The organism is Desulfovibrionales bacterium (assembly GCA_028715605.1).
In the GTDB taxonomy this organism is placed as follows: domain Bacteria; phylum Desulfobacterota; class QYQD01; order QYQD01; family QYQD01; genus QYQD01.
This window is the reverse complement of the sequence record JAQURM010000012.1, coordinates 41492-55790: the sequence shown is the minus strand read 5'-3', so window position 1 is coordinate 55790 and position 14299 is coordinate 41492. Positions and strand designations below refer to the sequence as shown.

14 protein-coding genes are annotated in these 14299 nt (G+C 49.4%); 6 read left to right on the top strand and 8 right to left on the bottom strand.

Going from position 1 to position 14299, the window contains the following annotated elements; translation table 11 throughout:
• On the top strand, positions 1-1307 hold a 1307-nt coding region (gene secF, locus PHT49_10590), incomplete at its 5' end, for a protein translocase subunit SecF (GenBank protein MDD5452330.1).
• Positions 1308-1379: 72 nt separating this feature from the next.
• On the opposite strand, the gene PHT49_10585 is transcribed toward secF, so the two are convergent.
• Together PHT49_10585 and PHT49_10580 are read right to left on the bottom strand one after the other, a co-directional pair.
• Complete coding sequence (locus PHT49_10585) at positions 1380-2750, bottom strand: sigma-70 family RNA polymerase sigma factor (protein ID MDD5452329.1); 1371 nt, start codon at positions 2748-2750, stop codon at positions 1380-1382.
• A 310-nt stretch (positions 2751-3060) separates the two neighbouring features.
• Complete coding sequence (locus PHT49_10580) at positions 3061-5316, bottom strand: DUF3536 domain-containing protein (protein MDD5452328.1); 2256 nt, start codon at positions 5314-5316, stop codon at positions 3061-3063.
• A 392-nt stretch (positions 5317-5708) separates the two neighbouring features.
• Here PHT49_10580 and PHT49_10575 point away from each other — a divergent pair, with 392 nt between their 5' ends.
• From PHT49_10575 to PHT49_10565, 3 genes are all read left to right on the top strand, one after another.
• A complete protein-coding gene (locus PHT49_10575; protein MDD5452327.1) occupies positions 5709-6365 on the top strand; it encodes an XTP/dITP diphosphatase in 657 nt (218 codons plus the stop codon).
• Between the two features lie 338 nt (positions 6366-6703).
• On the top strand, positions 6704-7111 hold the full coding sequence (locus PHT49_10570; protein MDD5452326.1) for a DUF948 domain-containing protein: 408 nt from the start codon (positions 6704-6706) through the stop codon (positions 7109-7111).
• A complete protein-coding gene (locus PHT49_10565; protein ID MDD5452325.1) occupies positions 7101-7442 on the top strand; it encodes a YtxH domain-containing protein in 342 nt (113 codons plus the stop codon). The genes PHT49_10570 and PHT49_10565 overlap by 11 nt, the downstream gene beginning before the upstream one ends.
• Positions 7443-7488: 46 nt before the next feature.
• Here the strand turns inward: PHT49_10565 and PHT49_10560 are convergent, their stop codons facing one another.
• Entirely contained in the window at positions 7489-8307 is an 819-nt protein-coding gene (locus tag PHT49_10560; protein MDD5452324.1) for an NAD(+)/NADH kinase, read from the bottom strand.
• Between the two features lie 468 nt (positions 8308-8775).
• On the opposite strand from PHT49_10560, the gene PHT49_10555 reads away from it, so the two are divergent.
• Entirely contained in the window at positions 8776-9381 is a 606-nt protein-coding gene (locus PHT49_10555) for a DUF4398 domain-containing protein (protein MDD5452323.1), read from the top strand.
• A gap of 232 nt (positions 9382-9613) precedes the next feature.
• Here PHT49_10555 and pcnB read toward each other — a convergent pair whose 3' ends face one another.
• The 4 genes from pcnB to PHT49_10535 all read right to left on the bottom strand — a co-directional run bounded on the left by pcnB (position 9614) and on the right by PHT49_10535 (position 12616).
• Positions 9614-10894 carry a polynucleotide adenylyltransferase PcnB gene (gene pcnB, locus PHT49_10550; protein ID MDD5452322.1) on the bottom strand — a complete coding sequence of 427 codons (1281 nt, stop codon included), beginning with the start codon at positions 10892-10894 and terminating at the stop codon, positions 9614-9616.
• Positions 10894-11547, bottom strand: coding sequence for a DedA family protein (locus PHT49_10545; protein MDD5452321.1), 654 nt, complete (start codon positions 11545-11547; stop codon positions 10894-10896). The genes pcnB and PHT49_10545 overlap by 1 nt, the downstream gene beginning before the upstream one ends.
• Complete coding sequence (locus tag PHT49_10540; GenBank protein ID MDD5452320.1) at positions 11537-12199, bottom strand: protein-L-isoaspartate(D-aspartate) O-methyltransferase; 663 nt, start codon at positions 12197-12199, stop codon at positions 11537-11539. The genes PHT49_10545 and PHT49_10540 overlap by 11 nt, the downstream gene beginning before the upstream one ends.
• Positions 12200-12268: 69 nt before the next feature.
• Positions 12269-12616 (bottom strand): hypothetical protein, encoded by a 348-nt coding sequence (locus tag PHT49_10535; protein ID MDD5452319.1) that lies wholly within the window; start codon positions 12614-12616, stop codon positions 12269-12271.
• Positions 12617-13018: 402 nt separating this feature from the next.
• Between PHT49_10535 and PHT49_10530 the strand changes: the two genes are divergently transcribed.
• Entirely contained in the window at positions 13019-13918 is a 900-nt protein-coding gene (locus PHT49_10530) for a YkgJ family cysteine cluster protein (GenBank protein ID MDD5452318.1), read from the top strand.
• Between the two features lie 125 nt (positions 13919-14043).
• Here PHT49_10530 and PHT49_10525 read toward each other — a convergent pair whose 3' ends face one another.
• Positions 14044-14238: a type II toxin-antitoxin system VapB family antitoxin gene (locus PHT49_10525; protein MDD5452317.1), complete on the bottom strand. Its 195-nt coding sequence runs from the start codon at positions 14236-14238 to the stop codon at positions 14044-14046.
• Positions 14239-14299 lie beyond the last annotated feature (61 nt).

The following is a 14299-nucleotide window of genomic DNA, read 5'->3' as shown; positions in this document are numbered from 1 at the left end:
CCGCCCTCTCTTTATTTAATGCCACCCTTACGTTGCCGGGCATCGCCGGCATTATCCTCTCTATTGGGATGGCCCTCGATTCCAACATCCTTATATTCGAGCGTATGCGTGAAGAATTCGCCCTGGGAAAACCCCTCAAGGCAGGCATTGACGGCGGCTTTGACAAGGCATTATGGACGATCATTGACTCCCACGTAACTACTCTGATTACGGCCTTTGCCCTCTTTCTCTTTGGCACCGGCCCGATCAAAGGCTTTGCGGTGACCCTGAGCGTAGGCGTGATATTCAATCTTTTCACGGCATTATTTGGCACCAAAATCGTCTATGACTACCTGAACTTCAACCGCCTGCTTAAAAAACTAAATTTTGTCAGTTTCTTAAAAAAGCCAAGCATTAATTTTATCGGCCTGCGGCGTTATGCGTTTATCCTGTCCGGCGTTTTTATGCTTCTGGGGGCGATAGCCTTTATTCAGATCTGGCGGGGGCAGGCCAACCTAGGGGTTGATTTCGCCGGCGGGACAATGCTGCAGCTCAAGGCCAAGGCGCCTTTCGATCTTAACGAGGTACGGCAAATTCTTATCAAAAACAATCTCAAAGATTGTGAGCTTCAACAGGTGACCGGGGACAATATCCTCATGGTGCGGGTAAAAAAAACTGAAAACGTGGTGGGTAACGTCGCCGAAACTATCAGCAGCGTCCTTGCACGGGAGATGCCGCAGAAACAATTTGCCCTGGAAAGCCGGGCAGAAATCGGCGCATCCGTCAGCAAGGCATTAAGGGGAAAGGCCCTTATTGCCATTGCCATATCCCTGGCTGGAATCATCGTCTATCTGGCCATACGCTTTGACCTCAAGTTTGGAGTAGCGGCGGCTATAGCCACGTTCCATGATGTCCTGGCCGTCCTGGGCATTCTTTATATCCTGGACAAGGAAATTACCCTGCTGATCGTTACGGCCCTCCTTACTCTGGCCGGTTATTCCTTGACTGACACGGTAGTCGTCTTTGACCGCATACGTGAAAATATGACAAAACAGGTCAAGATGTCCTTTGCAGACATTGTCAATCTCAGTGTGAACGAAGTGCTGGCGCGAACGATCATTACTACCGCCACCGTTTTTATCGTACTGGTGGCCCTTCTCAGCCTGGGCGGTATAGTCATCCGTGATTTCGCACTGGCCCTCCTCATCGGCGTTATGGTGGGCACCTACTCCTCGGTATTCGTAGCCAGCCCTATTGTCTATATCTGGCGAGGGGCGCGCCTTGGCGCATCTGCGAAAGGCAAGGCGCTCAAAGATAAGAAAAAATAAAGGCCGGCCATCCATATCAGGAATAGCCAGCCTTTACAGGAGCACGGCAGACAACGCAGTGGCCGTTAATCTCTAGTCGTGGAAATGTCTCAACTTCTCCCTACGGGTAGAATGACGCAGCCGGTTGAGCGCTTTTTTTTCGATCTGTCTTATACGTTCACGCGAGACGTTAAACCGCTTTCCAATCTCTTCAAGTGTATATTCAGCATCCTCTCCAATCCCAAATCTCAAACGGATGATCTTCTCCTCACGAGGGCTGAGAGTGCACAAAATACTCTTGACACTCTCCGACAGTTCCTGTTCTTTTACTGTATCATAAGGAGATAAGGATTTTTGATTTTCAATAAAATCTCCCAGAGTACTGTCTTCATCGCCTACCGGAGTCTCTAATGAAATCGGCTCCCGGGACGCTTCCAGGATAGAAATAATCTTGTCCATGGGAAGAGCAGTCCTCTCCGCCAGCTCATAAGGCGTAGGATCTCTTCCCAATTCCTTGAGAAGGGCGTAATAAGCCTTAAAAAATTGGCTGCGTAACTCCAGGAAATGCACCGGCAGCCTTATAGTCCTCGTCTTGTCCAGGATAGCCCGGGTTATGGCCTGCCGTATCCACCAACTGGCGTAGGTGCTGAATTTATTGCCCTTACTATAATCGAACCGGAAAACTGCCCGCATAAGACCCAGGTTTCCCTCCTGGATAAGGTCGGCAAGATTTAAACCCTGGTACATATACTTCTTGGCAATGCTCACCACCAGGCGGAGGTTAGCCCTGATCATCTCATCCTTGGCCTTCTCAATGGCTTCAATCTCTTTGGTTACACCGGCCAACAACTTCTTAATTTTTTTTGGTTCAGGGTACCGGGCGGCCAATTCTCTGACATTTTTGAGAAGGTAATTGAGATGCTGTTTTTTAGGTTTAAGCGAGGGATCCCGTTCCCTCCAGGTGCTAATTCGCTCATGGATGGCCTTTAATTCCGGTTCCCTGCCACGGGTCTTGAGCACTACATGGAGAAGCATTTCGTAGCCCGACTGAATAATGCGGCTCAGCTCCTCCTCTTTTCCAGGTGTAAGCAAGGGGAACCGCCCCATCTCCCGCAAGTAGGTCGTCGTCACCTCAAACGGTTCCTCAAACTCCTCTGTCTCCTTTTCAACAAGTTCGGCGGCTTCCACCACTTCTTCCACCTGTTCCTTATCCCTGCCCTTCGGCCATTCGGCTTCGGCAGAATCGAGATCCTCTATTGCGGGTGCTTCTTCAACCACCTCGATATCGTTCTTACTCAAAAATTCGAAAATCTCTTCGATCTCGTGGGGATCGTTGACGTCTGAAGGCAGCAATTCGTTCAGATCCTCATACGTAATCTGCTCTTTTTTACCGACAGCTTTCAGTAATCTTACTTTGTCCAGTTTATTCATATGCACGTACGGCTCACCGATTGCTAAATCCATTAAAATATCCGGCCCCCGGTCGGCCTGTGGCCGGCAGATATGTATTTGTTTTATGTTAAATTTTAATCACTGTCTGCCGGCTTGTAAAGGAATAAAATTATATAAAGTTTTGTAGCTTAACACGAATTATATATTATGCAACTAAAAAATAGGACATTGTCAAGTCAAAATAGAAATGTCCGGTTTTCATGTCGGAGATCCGTCGGGGCGAACTTCACGCTTACAGCGATCAGCTTTTACAAAACCCTAAGACAAACAACACATTAAGCTGAACGCTGATTGTTGAGCACTGACAGCTCATCCGAAATTTTTACGCCCAACCCGGCCATTTCAATATTTCTTTAGACAATCCTATCCTTAGGGCAAAATCTTCAAAACTTTTTCGGAGGGCAGGCTCAGGTCTTGCGCATTCAGAACAAAAATCCAGGAAAAGATTCTGTGACCGCCAGAGATCTAATGAAATATTGAACATCCCGGCCACCTCCAGTACCTCGTGCGCCGACGCCAATACCATTTTGGAATCTAGTTGCCTAAGTTTCTCTAAAACCTCTTCTAATTTCAGGGTTAATATCCTATTAAGCTTCTCCCTGTGCGGCTGATAGTTCCATCTCCGGCCATACTCCCATAGGGCGCTTATCTCCTGGAAGGTCCCGGTAGAAGGCAGTGTTTGTGCTGCTTGCACCAAATGCCAGTCAAGGCCATTGGAGATAGCAACCAGCATCTGCCTGGGAATAGGGTAAGATAAACCTGCCAATGAGCGAATCGTACCTTCATCCTGCCTGGCCAGCCGTTCGAAAGTCTCGTTATATTCTTCAAGGCGAGGCCCCAGGGCTATCTCGATCAGCCTGCGCCGTTCCTCAATAAAGATATCTTCTAATCGATAGGTACTCTCCGGAAATTCTTTAAGCATAACAGCGTAAACATTCCCTGGAGAACCGTCCTTAAAGTTTTTGAAAAGCTGCCTCTTTAATTCCTCATATTCCTCAGGTGATCTGGATGGACAGAGGACGCAGTGAAAATCAAGTCCGCCGAAATGAAGAACAGCATAGGTCATGTCCTTTTCTTCCAAGGTCAATCGGGAAAAGGCGGAAAGCCTGCCTACGGCCAGGTCGGACGAACCGTGTGAATCTACCTGTATATCATGACAGGTTATGTCAAAACAGTAAATCCTATCTTGATCGAGGCGCTCATGATAAATGGAACTTACGGCATAGTGCGCCAGAACCCTTTCCAGATCTACCATGGCCGGTTTTACTATTTTCTCCCAAACACCCCTGCCATTACTGTATTCCCCGACATTACTCGGAGCCTTTTCCAGAGACGTAACGAACTCACCTTCGAGGTCCTCTCCAAAAGCACGCGCTAACTGGATGGCGCGACAGGCGTATTTTAAAATCTGTGTCGTCTCAAGACCGCTGATTTCATCGAAGAACCAGCCGCAACTGGTAAACATGAGCAGGCTGTGGCGCTGCATTTCAAGTAGTTTGAGGGCGCTCACCCTGGATTCCTGACTCATCACTCCCCTGCCCTGCTCCTTAAAAAACCTGTTTATGGATTCAGGGCTGCGATCCAGGATAATATTAATATAGGCATTGCGTGCGGCCCAGGGATCAGCAAAATACCCTGCACCTTTCAACACAAAAAGCCGGTCAAGCCTCTTCTTAAGACTATCCAATGTCAGGCGAAGGGGCGCCCGCCACCCCTGGTGCCATCCCGGATGTCCGGCATTACAGCCACAGTCCGCCCGCCAGCGCTCGACACCGTGGACACAACTCCATGATGAATCTTCATGAATCATTACTTCCCACTGTGGAGGATGCTGTTCAAGAAAAGCGGCATAATTGATTATTTCTACACGGGGGTCCTTGTGGATCTGGTTCAAGGCATAGGCCAGGGCCATATCGCCGAAGCGATGGTGATGGCCGTATGACTCACCATCCGTAGCGACATGGGCCAACTGGACATTGTCCTCTTTCCAGTCAAAGGCAGATAGAAGCCGATTATAGAAGTTGTCACCATTATTCAATAACCCTTCAAAGGCCACAGAGTGAGCGATAGCGGCATGGTAAAAGAAAATAGCAATCTCTCTTCCTGATGGCAAACGGCAAAGATAAGGAACCAGGGTATCAATATTACCATCCAACGCGGTCCACATCTTTTTACCAAGTGGCCGGCATTGCTTGGCCTGCCGCGGAGCCAGTATGGTGAAACGGACGCCTTCAGCAGCCAGTGCCTCCAGTGTCGCGGTATCCACAGCCGTTTCCGCCAGCCACATTCCTTCCGGCTGGCGGCCAAAGCGATATCGGAAGTCAGCTATGCCCCATTTAACCTGCGCTTCCTTATCTCTACTGCCGGCTAACGGCATGATAACGTGATTATAGGCCTGGGCTACGGCGTTACCGTGTCCGTTGTATCTCTCGCAGCTAAGACAATCACCTTCTATTATCCATCGCAGAGTCTCCGGGGCATACTCAGACATCCATGAAAGGAGAGTGGGGCCAAAATTAAAGCTTATAAAATCATAGTTGTTGACAATATTTATTATGCGGCCTTCATTATCAAGCATCCTGGATCGACTGTTGGGTGCGTAGCCTTCAGTATTGACGCGTTCATTCCAATCGTGATAGGGAAAGGCGGAATCTTGAATTTCAACGGCTTCCAGCCACGGATTTTCCCGGGGCGGCTGATAAAAGTGCCCGTGTATACAGATGAAACGCTTAGAGGAGCTTTTTTTCATTTAGGTCTCAACCGGCTATTATTCTCGATGGGGTCTTTATGGGGAAGGATAGCACAGAGGATGATCTTATGGCAAGAAAAGCCTTATAAAACTTGTCCACAAAGCAAACAATCTATCCGGCCCCATATCCGACTCACCACATTTCCCTTTACTACTTAAGTTCAAGATTGTAATTTAAGCATACCTTAATAAACTGAATTTTATGAGCGGAGACTGATATCATGGGAAAGATATTGATGGTTTTGGCTACGCGCAACAAAGGGAAGGTCGCTGAATTCCGTGAGATGTTCAGGGAATTCCCGGTAGAGATAAAAAGCCTGAACGATGTTGGTTCCATCCCTCAGGCGGAAGAAGACGGCGAGACATTTGATGACAATGCCTATAAGAAGGCCTCCTTTACGGCCAAGGTGCTGGGTATTCCGGTGGTCGCGGAAGATTCCGGGCTTGTGGTCGAGGCCCTGGATGGGGCTCCGGGCGTTTATTCCGCCCGCTATGCCGGCGAACAGGCTACGGACGAAGAAAATATTGCCAAACTTTTAAAAAAAATGAAAGGTAAAACAAACCGGGCCGCTTATTTTGTCTCCGTCATCTCCGTAGCCGTACCTTCCGGCCCGGCCCTTACCTATGAAGGCCGCTGTGAAGGTCTCATTGCCGAAACCCCTTCCGGGGAAAATGGTTTTGGATACGATCCCGTATTCTATTACCCGCCCCTGAAAAAGACCTTTGCCGAGATGTCTATCGAAGAGAAAAATACGGTAAGCCACCGGGGCAGAGCCCTGGCCGAACTTAAACAGGAATTTGACAAGGCCCTTACCTGGATTAAACAAAGGCTGGCTGAAACAAAACCGCCTTGTGACCACCACGATCACGACCACTAAATTTATTGTTGCGGGGTCTTCTTTTCTGGACTTTTCCCATTTTTTATGGAATCCGGCGTTCCTGAGCGAAATTTGCTGGAGCAGTCCGCCGCAGGCGGATCGAGGGTGAGCAGGAAGGGGCAAGCATTCCCCGCCTGCGAATCCCGATAGGGTCACTGCGGAAGCCATGAAGCGAAGGAACGAAGAATTCCATTTCTGGAATGAAGCATCCTAATAAAAATCAGTATGTTAAGTAAAATTCGTTAATGTTTTAGGGGAAAGGCTCGTCTTCTTTTTGCTTGCTTTGGACAGAAAATACGCATAGAATATAATAAATTCATAAAGTTGGAGGTCGTCTCGTGATTGACACCACCACCATCATCTTAGGGATTCTGGCCCTGGTAATCACTATATGGACCATTTTTTTTGTGCTGATATTCCGGCAAGCCAAGCGCATGGCCGCAGCCCTGGAAAACTTTTTTGATAATATACAGAGAGACCTGGCGCCACTCATTACGGACTTGAGTAATGCCTCGCAGAAGATCTCGCAACTGTCGGAGAATGTAGATCAAAAGCTTAACCAGACCGATGCCCTCTTTGCCGTCATAAAAGACACGAGCGAGGCAATGGCCATGGTCTCCCACCTTATCAGAGAAGGGGTGGCATCCACAACCACATACGTTAGAAGTGCGGCTGCCGGTTTCGAGGCCGTCTTTGATTTCTTATCCAAACGCATAGGCAGGGGAGGTGGCAAACATGGCGAGTGATGACAGAGGTTATAGCGCAGGGGCGGTAGTTCTTTCGTTCTTTATCGGCAGCCTGGTCGGGGCGGGCCTGGCGGTTCTCCTGGCTCCCGCTTCAGGGAGAGAAACGCGGGAAAAGATCAAGGGATGGGCCGACACCGGTAAAGACCGCATCGCCGGCCTCGGCGGAGAGCTGAAAGAGAAGGCCGCGCATGTTTTTGAACATGGCAAAGAATATTACGAACAAAAGAAACATATATTGTCTTCGGCCATTGAAGCCGGCAGGGAGGCCATGGAAAAGGAAAAGTCGAGGCTTTCTGCGACAGAATCAGAGACTACTACCGCAACAGATTAGACGAAGAGCTCCGGCTTAGGCCCCATAAAGAGGGGGGAAGGGGAAACTAAATCTCCTGTTCCCCCCACTTCAGTTTGTTACGTAATATAGAGAAGTAACCTCTCGCCGGTGATTTTACTATGTGCAGCAGCCCCTTTGCCCGGCAGATATTCACAGTTATGGATTCACCCCGGCCCAACTCATAGTTGACCTGCCCGTCCAGGATCAGGTGTACATCCGGAGACCTGGCAGTTACTTTTACTTTTATATTTGCCGAATCAGGAAGTATGATCGGACGGCTGCTCAACATAAAGGGACAAATAGGCGTCATTATAATCAGCTTTAGTTCCGGATGGACGATAGGCCCTCCGGCCGAAAGGTTGTAAGCCGTTGAACCGGTGGGCGTGGAGATGATCAGGCCGTCACCCTCGTAGCTGGTGATAAGCTCGTCATCTTCCCAAACGAAAAGCTTAATCATATTGGAAAGGGCCCCTTTACTGATGACTATCTCATTCAGGGCGCTGCCGGTCCAGCGCTCGGAAGTTTCTGAAAATACCGTAGCCTGGAGCATCATCCTTTTCCCCACGGTGAAATCACCGGCCAGAAACCGCTCCAGCATCGTGTAAAGGCGGGTATCATAGCTGACTTCGGTCAGAAAACCGAGGCTGCCCAGATTGACCCCCAACACTGGAATCCTTTTGTTACCAAGCACCCGGGCCGCCCTAAGCAGAGTCCCGTCGCCTCCCAGGACGATTACGGCGTCCAGGTCAGGTCTGGAAATGTCCGTAAAAACCTCGACACCGTGTTGCCTGAGCCATTTTTTCAGACTGCGAGCCACCTGCTTTGGTTTTCTATCCTCTTTTATCACCAGGCCTATCTTCCGCATGTATCACCTCAGTATAGATGTGTTTTCAGCACTCAGCTATCGGCATGAAGCCGGTTCACCGTTCACTGTTGACCGTTTACGAAAGAAAATGTCGGACAACGGTTAACAAACATGCTGACAGCTAAGCGCTGATTGCTGATAGCTGTTTTTTTACCTATAACAAATGGCCTTATCCTCAGGCAAGCTAAAAATAGATGGATTTCCCCAAAGATTTTATGGAAGCCTTTGTTCCTGAGCGAAACTTGCTGGAGCAGCGGGGCACCCTTCGAGGACGAGCAGGAAAGGGGAAGACGTAGGGTGGGCTTTGCCCACCATCATTGGAGGCGTAGCGCAGTTTTGGTGGGCGGAGCCCACCCCACGTCGCCGAAGACTGTTATCAAAAATAATATTCCAATATACCTGATTTTTAGGGTATAAGATATTCTGTTTGTTAAAAACTATGCAGTATCATAAGGCATTAAGATCATCATGTACTTTCTGACCCGTTATTTTTTGTTGACCTTTGTCGCTCTGGTAGTCCTGGCTTCCTGCTCCGAGCCGCCCCAAAAAGAGATAGAGGCGGCGGATAGGGCCTATAAGGCGGCCCTCAATGCCCGGGCTGAGATTTATGCCAAGGAAGAGCTTGGCTCAGCGCGAAAGGCCCTTGCGCGTATCCAAACAGAGATAAGAGAGGGAAGGCATAAGGAGGCGAAAGAGGCCGCACTCCTGGCCAGGGCCCGGGCAGAAGCAGCATTAAAGACAGCCAAAGAGAATAAGTCCAGAGCGAAGGCTCAGGCTGAAAAAGCATTGGCTGAATTAAAAGTCAATCTAGACAAAGCAAGAAAGATGCTGGCCGGGGCATCTAATCTCCGGGACAAGGACAGAGACAAGTTCAATTACCGGCTGGAGGATATAGAGCTGGCCCTGGCCGAGTCTGACTTTCAGATTAAAAGGGGTGAATATCCGGCGGTCCTGGAAGAGAGCCAAAGGTTGAGCTCTGCCCTTTTGGGATTGGAGAAAGAAATTGAACCGGCCATAAAAAAGACCTCCATCCCGGACATCAGGGCCAAAAAGAAAAAGAGATTAAAAAAGTAGTATCCGTTTAGCTGCTTGAAAAAGTATTCTTAAATCCCTCCCAACCTCCCTTTTCCAAAGGGAGGAAAAACGCTTCCCCCTTTGGGAAAGAAGGATTGAGGGGGATTTTTGAAGCGCTGTTTTCTGGACGACTAGCTCTTTTCAAACAACTAAAGTGTTACACGAGTTTAAAGTTTTTCTCTGCGGGCTCTGCGTACTCAGCGGTGAAAAGGCTTTTACGAATTGATCTATTTTACGAAGGTAATTGGGGCTGTGGCCGGCGTTTTTTACGCCTGCGCCATGGCTGCTTCTTTGTGCTGCGTGAGGGTTTATAAAGGAGTCTTATGGTAGATAGTGAAACTGATTTATCTTCGGCCTCTGCCGCCAGCAAGAAGAGCCTTATGGCCTCAAGGGGATACCGGCGCGGCCTGATACGCCGGGGAATCTGTCCGCTGGCCGCTATTTCTGAAAGGACAGGCTGCGCCGCAAGAAGGTGGGATGCGTTTTCCCGGTCAGATCGCTTAATATCAAATATTCCTAAGGCCGCGTGTCCGGCCTGCCGTATATCTTCTGTAAACCAGGGGTTGGGCGGTGGAGCTGATGGCGACCAGGCCAGGCCGGATGCACGGAACCAGGGGAGTAGAAAAAGGGCAAACATAAATGCCTGGCTAACCGGCGTACCCTCGGAACAAAGCCTGTCCAGTCTGCGCAGGAGCGCCAGGAGGAAAGGGGTTAAATTCTCCGGTTCTTTCTTAAACGCCGGTTCGTAAAAGGGAAAGAGGGAGAAAAAGAAACCGGTTCTTATCATTAATTCCACACACGCGGCAGCGCTGCCGCCGGTGAAGTCCCTGAGCCATTCATCACGTATCCTCGATACCGGGCAGAGCCAGATCCTGTCCCTGTTTTTCTCTATGGCCCGAAAGGTATTTTCTTCTATGGTAAAGCCGGTGCGCGCCGCATGCCGTATGGCGCGCATCATGCGCACCGGGTCTCTAAGAAACCGGGCCTCCGGTTCTCCGATGACCCGGACGATCCCGTGTTTGAGGTCTTCTACCCCGTCCACATAGTCCAGCACCGAAAAATCCGCGATATTATAGAAAAGGGCGTTTATAGTCAGATCGCGGCGTAAGGCGTCGTCCCCCGGCATTCCATAAGTATTATTATCCTGCAGGGCCTCATCGGCAGGGTCAAATTCCGAACGGCATCGAAAGGTCGAAACCTCCACCACCTTACCCCCTTTAAAGAATACCTGTACCAACCGGAATCGGCGTCCGATAAGGCGACTGTTACGGAATAGTTCTTTAATCTCGCTGGGCCGGGCATTGGTAGCCACGTCAAAATCCTTGGGCTTTCGGCCCAGGAAAAGGTCCCGGACGCCTCCTCCCACCAGATAGGCCAGATAGCCATGGTTTTTTAGCTTATAAAGCACCCTTAATGCCTCCGGGTCAATGTCTTTGCGCGAGATGGGGTGCTCTGACCTGGGGATGACTGTGACCGGGCGTTGTTGTGTTGTATCTCTGCCCCGGTCAATCACTACTCGGCCCTTCTTTCATCGCGTAAATCGGCCTTTGTTTCTTTTAAATGCCGCAGGTGCCGATGGACGTACCATACGACAGCGGCTACGACCGCCAAGCCGATTACCACATCGAATTTATGGAAGTAGTCCCGCAGAGAAGGCCAGTTGTGTCCAAGTTGCAGTCCTATGTAGGCCAATCCCAGACACCAGGGAAATGAGCCCAGAAAGGTGTATATAATGAAACGCCAGAAGGGCATGCGGGCTATCCCCGCGGGCAGGGAAATAAAGGTGCGGATTACAGGCAAAAGACGGCTGAAAAAGATAGCCGCCTCTCCATAACGGCTGAACCACTGATCGGCCATTCTGATGTCCCGGTGTGAGATAAGGATATAACGGCCGTATTTCTCCAACCAGGGACGGCCGCCATAAATACCCGCTGTGTAGGCCACGGCCGAACCGGCTACACAGCCCAACGCGCCCATGAGGCCCGCAACCCAGAGATCGAGCCTCCCCGTTAAAACCAGATAGCCGGAGAAGGGCATAATGATTTCCGAGGGCAGAGGAATACAGGCGCTCTCAATAGCCATGAGACAGACAATACCCCAATAGCCCAGGACATTGATTGTATCAATAATAAACCGGCTTAAGATTTCAATCAGCTCAGCGATCATGATTATTTTCTTCCCAGCCGCATTCTCCGATGAGGCTTACAAAGCGCACTCCACCCAGGTCTTCTTCTCTGATCTTATCGCCCTCTTTTATGATTCTTATAAGCGACTGGGACCAGCGGTCTCCCACCGGAATGACCAGCCTTCCCGGACTGGCCAGTTGGCCGATTAGAGGGGGAGGGATGGCCGGAGCGCCCGCCGTGACGATAATAGCATCAAAGGGGGCTTCCTCTTTCCAGCCCAGAGTCCCGTCTGAAAACTTGATAATGACATTCCGATATCCCAGTGCATCCAGGGTCCGGCGGGCCCGTATGACCAGATTATTTATGCGTTCTATGGAGTAAACCTTATGGGCTAACTCGGCCAGGATAGCAGTCTGGTAGCCTGATCCGGCGCCGATCTCCAGCACCCGTTCAGTGCCTTTCAGTTCCAGGGCCTCGGTCATTAGGGCCACTATGTAAGGTTGGGAGATAGTCTGTTTTTCACCAATAGGCAGGGGATAATCACTGTACGCCTGGCTGTATAGGCCCTCTTCAATGAAGCAGTGGCGCGGCACCTTACGCATGGCCCCGATAACCCGCGGGTCTTTTATACCACGGGCTATAATCTGGGTTTCCACCATCCTCTGGCGGGCCTTATCGTAATCTATGGGGATATCAAGGAGCATAATTTTACACCTGGTTTTAATCTGGCTTGTCTCGGGAAAAACCAGGGATAGACCACTTTACCGCACGTCTTCTTTCACCGTGTAATAACAATTGGAGACCACTTCACCTGTAAATTCGATTTTAATTGTCTCTATCTCTTTCTTTGACAGTTTTTCTCCCAGATAGGGTATCTTACCCATAAGGTCCTTTTTCACATTACTATAATACCAGCATTCAGAACCGTCCGGCCGATTTTCCACGCTGTTCGGCTGGCCAAATAGCGCCATGATATCCTTTTTGGTCGTTTCCCCCCTTTTGACCAGACAGGCATCTGAGGCATAGTATTTTACCGGCGTCCCGCTGCACGCCGACAAAAGGAAAAGTACAACCATAAATGATAGATAGAAACCAAAATGCCTTCTCATATAACCCCTTATGCAAGAACTATTTTTAAGCAATTAATAGTAATTGTTCACCGTTGTCCGCAAGAACCCGAAAAGCGTCTTTTTGGCAAAGAGTAACGGTGATCGCGTATTCCGTTTCGGCCTCCAGTCCTTGGTCCAAAAGACCCTGGACCAGAGTCCATGAGCCTAATATCCCCTGAAAAGCACGAGGAACGTCTTTCCGGTGAACGGTCAACAGTGAACAGTAAACGGTTACAATTAATATATAGAAGTCGCAAAAAATGCAATTAGTTTCTGGACATGGGGTTCCCTTAAGAGTAGGTAGAGACGGGCGATCTTACACCCTCCGCAAAAAAAGGTGGCATTGGCAGCCTTTGTGATGTAAAAAACACATCAAAGAAAGAATCATCCGGGAGGACCAAAGTGTTAACTGAAAGAATCGATAGAGACCAATTCGGTATATTGTGGCGGCAGATCATGTCCAGTCTTTTAAAAGCGGCGCATTCCAAGGCCAAATTAACCGAGGTAATAAAGGCTGTGGAGGAGGATCCGGCTTACAAAGAGATTTATGAAAAATGGGACGGCCTTACCCCGGAAGAAATGGCCGAGGCCTGGCAAAAGACGAATACCTTGATGACCAAGGCGATTTATGCCACCCGGCCTTATTGTGTACGCTGCGGCGATTGTTGCCAGGAAAGCAGCCCTACTCTCTACGAAGAGGATTTAGCCCTTTTGATGAACGGCGTCCTGGATAAGAAAGATATTATGACGCTCAGAAAAGGCGAGATCGGCTATTCACCCAAGGAAGGGCGCACGGTGATATTGACTGAGGAACTGATAAAAGTAAAAGAGGAAGGCGACGAAGGTCCGTGTATATTTTACAAAGATAAGGGGTGCGGCATTTATGAAAACCGTCCCCGGCAATGCCGGACGTTGGAATGCTGGAATCCGGAAAGTTTTGAGGTATTTTCATCACTTACCCCCCTGGACAGAAAGGCCATTCTCCCCGAAGACAACCCCCTGTGGGAAGTGATCGCGGCGCATGAAAAACGGTGTTCTCACGAATTATTGAGTTCCATCCTGGAGAAAGGTCAGGAACTGGATCATACATCTGAGGATAAGGCCCTGGATATAATTCTCTACGACCTGCACGTCCGCATGTTTATGGAGGAAACGTTAGGCATAAAGAAGGAGGATATGGATTTCCTTTTTGGACGCCCTGCCCTCCAGACGCTGTCTGCCTACGGTTACCGGCTGGAAGGTGAAGAAGGTCAGCCCACGAAGATTGTGAAAATAAAGGCGAACGAGTCGGCTTCGGCTTGACAGGTCCGGCGATATACGGGCTGTTTGTGCCTGGGAACTTTGTTCAAGAGAAGAATCCAGCCAATCCGTCTGCGCCATTTTATTGCCGTTGAAGTGGTCGATCCAGACGGACGAATCAATGAGAATCATTTGTCTAACCGCATCGCGTCGAGACTACCAGTCCACTTGAGTTTTCCTCGAAAGCCCTTGATTTTCTTCTGGCCTTTCAATTGCACTAACAATTTTAACCCCTCTTCTATGGCATCCTTTTTTGTCTTTAGGCCGGATACCTTGAGGGCGGATTCCATTAAATCGTCATCAAGAACTACATTCGTTCTCATTTCTTGCCTCCTATGTGTATAATCGCCCATATTATACACAGTAACGGGACTATTGGGCAGG

Bases quoted from the DNA above. Each gene is read 5' to 3' on its own strand.
- PHT49_10555 (MDD5452323.1), top strand. From the start codon at position 8,776: ATGTACTTTCTGACCCGTTATTTTTTGTTGACCTTTGTCGCTCTGGTA.
- PHT49_10545 (MDD5452321.1), bottom strand. From the start codon at position 11,547: ATGATCGCTGAGCTGATTGAAATCTTAAGCCGGTTTATTATTGATACA.
- PHT49_10575 (MDD5452327.1), top strand. From the start codon at position 5,709: ATGGGAAAGATATTGATGGTTTTGGCTACGCGCAACAAAGGGAAGGTC.
- PHT49_10585 (MDD5452329.1), bottom strand. From the start codon at position 2,750: ATGGATTTAGCAATCGGTGAGCCGTACGTGCATATGAATAAACTGGAC.
- PHT49_10580 (MDD5452328.1), bottom strand. From the start codon at position 5,316: ATGCTTGATAATGAAGGCCGCATAATAAATATTGTCAACAACTATGAT.
- PHT49_10525 (MDD5452317.1), bottom strand. From the start codon at position 14,238: ATGAGAACGAATGTAGTTCTTGATGACGATTTAATGGAATCCGCCCTC.
- PHT49_10560 (MDD5452324.1), bottom strand. From the start codon at position 8,307: ATGCGGAAGATAGGCCTGGTGATAAAAGAGGATAGAAAACCAAAGCAG.
- PHT49_10565 (MDD5452325.1), top strand. From the start codon at position 7,101: ATGGCGAGTGATGACAGAGGTTATAGCGCAGGGGCGGTAGTTCTTTCG.
- PHT49_10535 (MDD5452319.1), bottom strand. From the start codon at position 12,616: ATGAGAAGGCATTTTGGTTTCTATCTATCATTTATGGTTGTACTTTTC.